We start from the raw sequence: 4,958 nt of genomic DNA on the forward strand, positions 1-4,958 counted from the left end.
CATCGACGTGCGCAACCACGGCAATGCGCCGGTGCAGGGCGCCAGCCTGGAGATCGACGGCAGCACCCTGTCGGCGCTCACCGCGCTGGTGCCGCCGCGCGGCTGGCAGTGCGTGCGGCAGAACCACGGCCTGCGCAGCGCGCGCTTCCAGTGCCGCAGCGGCGCCGACCTGGCGCCGGGCGCCAGCGCCGCGTTCCGCCTGAGCCTGGCGACACGGCCGCTGCCGGCCGACCGCCAGATCGTGATCGGCGCCAGCGCCGGGTCGACCTCGGCCGATGCCGACCCGAGCGACAACAGCGCGCGCTTGAGCACCCGCGTGGAGGGGCTGCGCCTGTTCGGCCGCTGATCGCGGCAAGCGGTGCAGACGAAAGGGCGTGGCCGCAAGGCCACGCCCTTTTTGCTTGGGGCAACGCCACCCGGCGCCGATCACGCGCTGCCGAAAGCGCTATCGCGCAGGAGCGGTGTCAGCCTCGATGGGGGATTCCCGATAACGCCCGTCGCGGCTGAAGCCGCTGTTACGAGGCGACGTCCATGCGGCTTGAGGGTGCGTAGTGGGCGATGCGCGATGCCCTTCCGCTGCTGCTGCACGTGTACGCCTTCTGTCCTTGTCCGACACTCTCGCCGCCAGCGCGCACCGCACCGCTGACATGGACCACCGCCACCGGTGGACACCCACGCGCACATGAACGGCATGCATCGCAGTGCAACATCGGCGATACCCAACGCCATCAATCGGCAACGCGGCACGACCACGCTTTTCTTGTGCGATACGGCATCGCCGCGTGCTGCGGTGCACGACGGCTTTTGTGCACGGCTTCCTTAACATGCCGACTCATATCATTTGAAACTTGTTGTCGAGAGCGCTATCGCCATGAGCATCGCCGCCCAGTTCGAAATTGAGTTCCTGCAGTACCTCGACGCGGGCGGCCAGCCGGTCCGCGACGCGCTTCCGGCCGACTCGGCCAACCCGCAGACGCTGCTGGCGCTGTTCAAGCAGATGCTCTACGTGCGCACCTTCGACAGCAAGGCGGTGGCCCTGCAGCGCACCGGCAAGCTGGGCACCTACGCCTCCTGCCTGGGCCACGAGGCCACCCACATCGGCATCGGCGCGTCGATGCGCCGCGGCGACGTGCTGGCGCCCAGCTACCGCGAGTACGGCGCCATGTTCATGCGCGGCGTGCGCCCGCGCGAGATCCTGCTGTACTGGGGCGGCGACGAGCGCGGCAGCGACTTCCAGCGCGATTCCGACGCCGCCCGCGACTTCCCGATCTGCGTGCCGATCTCCACCCAGTGCCTGCACGCCGCCGGCGCCGCGCTGGCGTTCAAGCTGCGCGGCGAACCCCAGGTGGCGGTGGCCACCTGCGGCGACGGCGGCTCGTCCAAGACCGACTTCTATGCCGCGCTCAACTCCGCCGGCGCCTACCAGCTGCCGCTGATCCTGTGCGTGATCAACAACGGCTGGGCGATCTCGGTGCCGCGCAACGCGCAGACCGGCGCGCAGACGCTGGCGCAGAAGGGCCTGGCCGGCGGCCTGCACTGCCTGCAGGTGGACGGCAACGACCTGATCGCCGTGCTCGAAGCGATGCGCCAGGCGCGCGAGCGCGCGCTGGCCGGCCAGGGCGGCACGGTGATCGAGTTCATGACCTACCGCCTGTCCGACCACACCACCGCCGACGACGCGCGCCGCTACCGCGACGATGCCGAGGTCAAGCAGGCCTGGGAACGCGAGCCGCTGCTGCGCCTGCGCACCTGGCTGAGCGCGCAGGGCCTGTGGAGCGAGGAAGAGGAAGCCGCGTGGAAACAGGAATGCGCGCGCCTGGCCGACATCGAACTCAACGCCTACCTGGAAACCCCGGTGCAGCCGGTGGAAGCCATGTTCGACTACCTGTATGCCGACCCGCCGCCGGACCTGCTCGCACAGCGCGCCGAGGCCATCGCCCTGGAGCAGCGCCATGGATGAGTTGAGCCCCCGCCTCGCCGACCACGCGGCCGCGTCTGCGGCCGGCACCGCCCACAGCGCCGCCACCGCGCGCGGAGACAGCCCGATGACCAGCACGCCCATTACCCTGATCGAAGCGGTGACCCAGGCGCTGGCCTGGGAACTGCAGCACGACCCGTCGGTGCTGGTGCTGGGCGAGGACGTGGGCGTCAACGGCGGCGTGTTCCGCGCCACCGCCGGCCTGCAGCAGCGCTTCGGCGCGCAGCGCGTGCTCGACACCCCGCTGGACGAGACCACCATCGCCGGGCTCAGCGTCGGCCTCGCCGCGCAGGGCATGAAGCCGGTGGCCGAGGCGCAGTTCGACGGCTTCGTCTATCCGATGGTCGATCACCTGATCTGCCACGCCGCGCGCCTGCGTACCCGTACGCGTGGCCGCCTGCACTGCCCGATGGTGCTGCGCGTGCCGTGGGGCGGCGGCATCCGCGCGCCGGAGCACCACAGCGAAGCCAACGAATCCATCTTCACCAACGTGCCGGGCCTGCGCGTGGTGCTGCCGTCCTCGCCGCAGCGCGCCTACGGCCTGCTGCTGGCGGCGATCCGCGAGCCGGATCCGGTGATCTACATGGAACCCAAGCGCATCTACCGGCAGTACAAGGAAGTGGTCGCCGACGATGGCGAGGCGCTGCCGCTGGACGTGTGCTTCGTGCTGCGCGACGGCACCGACGTGACCCTGGTCGCCTGGGGCGCGCAGGTCAAGGAAGCGCTGGAGGCCGCCGACCGCCTCGCCGCCGACGGCATCAGCGCCGAAGTGATCGACGTGGCCACGCTGCGCCCGCTGGACTTCGACACCATCGCCGAGTCGGTGGCGCGCACCGGCCGCTGCGTGATCGTGCAGGAAGCCCCGCGCAGCGCCGGCTTCGGCGCCGAGATCGCCGCGCGCCTGGCCGAGCAGTCGATGTACGACCTGGTCGCGCCGGTGCAGCGCGTGACCGGCTACGACACCCACATCCCGCTGTTCCGGCTGGAAATGAAGTACCTGCCGAGCACCGACAAGATCGTCGCGGCGGCCAAGCGGGCGATGGCTGCGGGTTGATATGCAGGCACGTTTGATCAGCGATTACCGCGCCGCCTATCCGCATCCGATCCGCATCGCCGCCGGCGAGCGGGTCGCGCTGGGCGTGCGCGACGAAGAGTGGCCGGCGTTCGTCTGGATCACCGGCACCGCCGGCAGCGCCGGCTGGGCGCCGCTGGCCTGGCTGCAGCCGACCGGCGACGGCCATGCCGTGGCGATGCGCGACTACGACGCGCGCGAACTCGATGCCGCGCAGGGCGACACCGTCGTCCTGCATCACGAATACGGCGACTGGTGGTGGGCCGAGCGCGCCGACGGCACGCAGGGCTGGCTGCCGGCACGCGACCTGGAACTGCTGGAAGAGACCACATGAGCCAAACCAAGAATTTCAATCTGCCCGACCTGGGCGAAGGCCTGCCCGACGCCACCATCGTCGAGTGGTTCGTCAAGGAAGGCGACACCATCCGGCTGGACGAGCCGCTGGTGTCGATGGAAACCGCCAAGGCGGTGGTCGAAGTGCCGTCGCCGGTCTCCGGCAAGGTGCTGAAGCTGGCCGGCGCGCCGGGCGACATCGTCGTCACCGGCAGCATGCTGGCGCAGTTCGCGCCCGACCCGAACCTGCCGCAGCGCGCCGAAGGCCAGGACACCGGCCATCACCACGGCGGCGCGGCGCCGGCCGCGTCCGGCAAGGGCGCCGGTGCGGACACCGCCGCGGCCGACGACCGCGTGGTCGCCTCCGACGACGGCGGCGAACTGCACGACGCCGACAACGCGCAGGCCGCGGGTGAGCGCGACGATGCCGGCACCGTGGTCGGCGCGATGCAGAGTTCCAACACCGTGCACAGCGAGCAGGCCGTGTCGGTCGGCGGCGTACGCGCGATGCCGGCGGTACGCGCCCTGGCCAAGAAGCTGGGCGTGGACCTGGGCCGCGTGCGTGCCAGCGGCGCCGACGGCGCAGTCACCCTGGCCGACGTCAAGCAGGTCGCGGCCGATGGTTCGGCGAAAGCCGGCGCCGCTGCAGGAACGGCTTCGGCCGCGACTGCACGGAGCCCTGCCGTCGCGGCTGAAGCCGCTCCTGCGCCGGCCCGCACATCCCAAGCCGCACCCGCGCGCACCCCGCTCTCCGCCGCCGGCAAGCCGATGCGCACGCAGCCGCCGGGCGTGGCCATGCAGGGCCAGCCCGAGCCGCTGAAGGGCGTGCGCCGCAACATGGCGCGAGTGATGGCCGAGGCACAGCGCCAGGTGGTGCTGACCACGCTCAACGACGATGCCGACCTGCACGCGTGGACGCCGGGCAACGACACCACCGGGCGCCTGGTGCGCGCGATCGTCGCCGCCTGCCAGGCGGTGCCGGCGCTCAACGCCTGGTTCGACGGCGAGGCGCTGACCCGCACCCTGCACGCGCACGTGGACATCGGCATTGCCGTCGACACCGACGACGGCCTGTTCGTGCCGGCCCTGCGCAACGCCGACATGCTCGATGCGCGCGGCGTGCGCGAAGGCATCAACCGCCTGCGCCAGCAGGTGGAGGCGCGCAGCATCCCGGCCTCGGAGCTGAGCGGCTATACCATCTCGCTGTCCAACTTCGGCATGTTCGCCGGCCGCTACGCCACCCCGATCGTGGTGCCGCCGTGCGTGGCCATCGTCGCCGCCGGCCGCGCGCGCCACCAACTGGTGCCGGTGATGGGTGGCGTGGAAACGCACAAGATCCTGCCGCTGTCGCTGAGCTTCGACCACCGCGCCTGCACCGGCGGCGAAGCTGCGCGCTTCCTGCGCGCGATGATCGACGACCTGGCGCTGCCGGGCTGAGCGCCGGCCGTCTTGCAGATCGGCCAACCTGCCTGACGCCAGACGGTGCATCTGCTGCGCTGACGCAGTAGATGCACCGCCATGGTGGTATGCCCCCCATTGTGGGAGGGACTTCAGTCCCGACGCGACGAACTAAAA

The 4,958-nt window shown here is 71.0% G+C and carries 4 protein-coding genes and 1 pseudogene; all 5 read left to right on the plus strand.

The genetic code is table 11. From position 1 onward, the window contains the following. Positions 1-346, plus strand: a pseudogene (locus D588_RS24920) (hypothetical protein); the annotation flags it as partial. A gap of 525 nt (positions 347-871) precedes the next feature. After that, complete coding sequence (gene pdhA / locus D588_RS0114580) at positions 872-1,960, plus strand: pyruvate dehydrogenase (acetyl-transferring) E1 component subunit alpha (protein WP_017916506.1); 1,089 nt, start codon at positions 872-874, stop codon at positions 1,958-1,960. Then, positions 1,953-3,032, plus strand: coding sequence for an alpha-ketoacid dehydrogenase subunit beta (locus tag D588_RS0114585; protein ID WP_017916507.1), 1,080 nt, complete (start codon positions 1,953-1,955; stop codon positions 3,030-3,032). Before pdhA ends, D588_RS0114585 begins: the two co-directional genes overlap by 8 nt. Position 3,033: 1 nt before the next feature. Further along, a complete protein-coding gene (locus D588_RS0114590; protein WP_017910228.1) occupies positions 3,034-3,384 on the plus strand; it encodes an SH3 domain-containing protein in 351 nt (116 codons plus the stop codon). Further along, positions 3,381-4,820, plus strand: coding sequence for a dihydrolipoamide acetyltransferase family protein (locus D588_RS0114595; RefSeq protein ID WP_017916508.1), 1,440 nt, complete (start codon positions 3,381-3,383; stop codon positions 4,818-4,820). The genes D588_RS0114590 and D588_RS0114595 overlap by 4 nt, the downstream gene beginning before the upstream one ends. The last annotated feature ends 138 nt before the right edge of the window (positions 4,821-4,958 follow it).

Source organism: Xanthomonas sp. SHU 308, assembly GCF_000364645.1.
In the GTDB taxonomy this organism is placed as follows: Bacteria; Pseudomonadota; Gammaproteobacteria; order Xanthomonadales; family Xanthomonadaceae; genus Xanthomonas_A; species Xanthomonas_A sontii.